1 rRNA gene is annotated in these 3613 nt (G+C 51.8%); it reads left to right on the top strand.

Going from position 1 to position 3613, the window contains the following annotated elements:
• Window positions 1-379: 379 nt before the first annotated feature.
• Window positions 380-3549: ribosomal RNA gene (locus ACP7B9_RS17170) — 23S ribosomal RNA — on the top strand.
• Window positions 3550-3613 lie beyond the last annotated feature (64 nt).

The raw sequence follows: 3613 nt of genomic DNA on the forward strand, positions 1-3613 counted from the left end.
AATTCGATCTAAGTACAGTGACTCTCTTGAGAGTGACGGGGAAAAGGTCATATGGATTGTTTCGTGAGGGTGGGTGGTGTTTGGCACACTGTTGGGTCCTGGAACAACAACGATCATCTTTGGATGGTTGTGTTGTGCCTGGTTTCCCGCACATAACTAAGTCATTGACGAAAAGCACTTTGGTGTTTGTTGGTGGTGAGGTGTGTGGTGGGGTTGTTGTTTGAGAACTACATAGTGAACGCGAGCATCTTTATAAAGAAGCAATTTCTTTGAGATAATTAGAACCTGGATCTGATGCTGATGAGACGCCTTTGGGTGTTGATTTGGTATTGGTTTTCATGGTTCTCTCGATAAGTAAGTGTTGACAATGTTTGTGTGTTGTCAAGTTTTTAAGGGCACACGGTGAATGCCTTGGCATTAGGAGCCGAAGAAGGACGTAGGAATCTGCGATAAGCCTCGGGGAGTTGATAACCAAACTTTGATCCGAGGGTGTCCGAATGGGGGAACCCCGCTACCCGCTGCAAGGCGAGGTAGTGACCCGCATCTGAATATATAGGATGTGTGGAGGGAACGTGGGGAAGTGAAACATCTCAGTACCCACAGGAAGAGAAAACAAAAGTGATTCCGTTAGTAGTGGCGAGCGAACGCGGAACAGGCTAAACCGTGTCATGTGTGATAGCCGGCGGGCGTTGCATGGTGCGGGGTTGTGGGACTTACCGTTCTAGTTCTGCCGGACTAGGAAGGGGAATGGTGCATGTATAGGTGAACGGTTTTGAATGGCCGACCGTAGAGGGTGAGAGTCCCGTAACTGAAATGCAGTGCACTCCCTTTGGTGAGTATCCCAAGTAGCACGGGGCCCGAGAAATCCCGTGTGAATCTGTCAGGACCACCTGATAAGCCTAAATACTACCTAATGACCGATAGCGGACAAGTACCGTGAGGGAAAGGTGAAAAGTACCCCGGGAGGGGAGTGAAATAGTACCTGAAACCGTGTGCTTACAATCCGTCAGAGCAAGCGTGCACCTTGTGTGTAGTTGTTCTTGTGATGGCGTGCCTTTTGAAGAATGAGCCTGCGAGTTAGTGTTACGTCGCGAGGTTAACCCGTGTGGGGAAGCCGTAGCGAAAGCGAGTCTGAATAGGGCGAGTTTAGTGGCGTGATCTAGACCCGAAGCGAAGTGATCTACCCATGGCCAGGTTGAAGCGCGTGTAAGAGCGCGTGGAGGACCGAACCCACTTCAGTTGAAAATGGAGGGGATGAGCTGTGGGTAGGGGTGAAAGGCCAATCAAACTTCGTGATAGCTGGTTCTCCCCGAAATGCATTTAGGTGCAGCGTTGCGTGTTTCTTACTGGAGGTAGAGCTACTGGATGGCTAATGGGCCCTACAAGGTTACTGACGTCAGCCAAACTCCGAATGCCGGTAAGTCAGAGCGTAGCAGTGAGACTGTGGGGGATAAGCTTCATAGTCGAGAGGGAAACAGCCCAGACCACCAACTAAGGCCCCTAAGCGTGTGCTAAGTGGGAAAGGATGTGGGATTGCTTAGACAACCAGGAGGTTGGCTTAGAAGCAGCCATCCTTAAAAGAGTGCGTAATAGCTCACTGGTCAAGTGATTCCGCGCCGACAATGTAGCGGGGCTCAAGTACACCGCCGAAGTTGTGGATTTCAAACATTACCCAAGCTAAGGATTCGTTCCTGGTTCAGGGGTTTGGAGTGGTAGGGGAGCGTCGTGTGGGCATTGAAGTCGCAGTGTGAACTAGCGGTGGAGCCTACACGAGTGAGAATGCAGGCATGAGTAGCGAAAGACGGGTGAGAAACCCGTCCGCCGAATGATCAAGGGTTCCAGGGTCAAGCTAATCTGCCCTGGGTAAGTCGGGACCTAAGGCGAGGCCGACAGGCGTAGTCGATGGACAACGGGTTGATATTCCCGTACCGGTGAAGAACCGCCCATATTGAACTAATGATACTAACCACCCAAACCATCATTGAGTACCCTTCGGGGTCAGGATGTGTGGGGAGCGTGGGACCTGAGTTAGGGAGGTAAACGTATTAACAGGTGTGACGCAGGAAGGTAGCCGAGCCGGGCGATGGTTGTCCCGGTCTAAGGACGTAGGAAACACGATAGGCAAATCCGTTGTGTTGTCTTCAATGACGATTCTGAGATCTGATGGGACCCCCGCATGGGGGAATTCGGTGATCCTATGCTGCCTAGAAAAGCATCGACGTGAGGTTCTAACTGCCCGTACCCCAAACCGACACAGGTGATCAGGTAGAGAATACTAAGGCGATCGAGAGAATTATGGTTAAGGAACTCGGCAAAATGCCCCCGTAACTTCGGGAGAAGGGGGGCCTGCCCCGTGAAGAAGATTTACTCTTCATGAGCGGGTGTGGGCCGCAGAGACCAGGGGGAAGCGACTGTTTACTAAAAACACAGGTCCATGCGAAGTCGCAAGACGATGTATATGGACTGACTCCTGCCCGGTGCTGGAAGGTTAAGAGGACCGGTTAGCTCAACTTGTTGAGCGAAGCTGAGAATTTAAGCCCCAGTAAACGGCGGTGGTAACTATAACCATCCTAAGGTAGCGAAATTCCTTGTCGGGTAAGTTCCGACCTGCACGAATGGAGTAACGACTTCCCCGCTGTCTCAACCATAAACTCGGCGAAATTGCAGTACGAGTAAAGATGCTCGTTACGCGCAGCAGGACGGAAAGACCCCGAGACCTTTACTATAGTTTGGTATTGGTGTTCGGAGTGGCTTGTGTAGGATAGGTGGGAGACTGTGAAGTCACGACGCTAGTTGTGATGGAGTCATCGTTGAAATACCACTCTGGTCACTTTGGACATCTAACTTCGGCCCGTAATCCGGGTCAGGGACAGTGCCTGATGGGTAGTTTAACTGGGGCGGTTGCCTCCTAAAAAGTAACGGAGGCGCCCAAAGGTTCCCTCAGCCTGGTTGGCAATCAGGTATCGAGTGTAAGTGCACAAGGGAGCTTGACTGTGAGAGGGACACCTCAAGCAGGGACGAAAGTCGGGACTAGTGATCCGGCGGCACATTGTGGAATGGCCGTCGCTCAACGGATAAAAGGTACCTCGGGGATAACAGGCTGATCTTGCCCAAGAGTCCATATCGACGGCATGGTTTGGCACCTCGATGTCGGCTCGTCGCATCCTGGGGCTGGAGTAGGTCCCAAGGGTTGGGCTGTTCGCCCATTAAAGCGGTACGCGAGCTGGGTTTAGAACGTCGTGAGACAGTTCGGTCCCTATCCGCTGCGCGCGCAGGAAATTTGAGAAGGGCTGTCCTTAGTACGAGAGGACCGGGACGGACGAACCTCTGGTGTGTCAGTTGTACTGCCAAGTGCATCGCTGATTAGCTACGTTCGGATGGGATAACCGCTGAAAGCATCTAAGCGGGAAGCCCGCTTCGAGATGAGATTTCCATACACGTAAGTGTGAGAGGCCCCCAGCTAGACCACTGGGTTGATAGGCCGGATGTGGAAGCGAGGACTAAAGACTCGTGAAGCTGACCGGTACTAATAGGCCGATAACTTACACAACACACATTTTTATAAAGCATAAATTGCTCGCGTTCACTATGTGGTTCCCAACCAACAAACCCA

This window comes from Arthrobacter sp. TWP1-1, assembly GCF_049897845.1.
Taxonomy (GTDB): Bacteria; Actinomycetota; Actinomycetes; order Actinomycetales; family Micrococcaceae; genus Specibacter.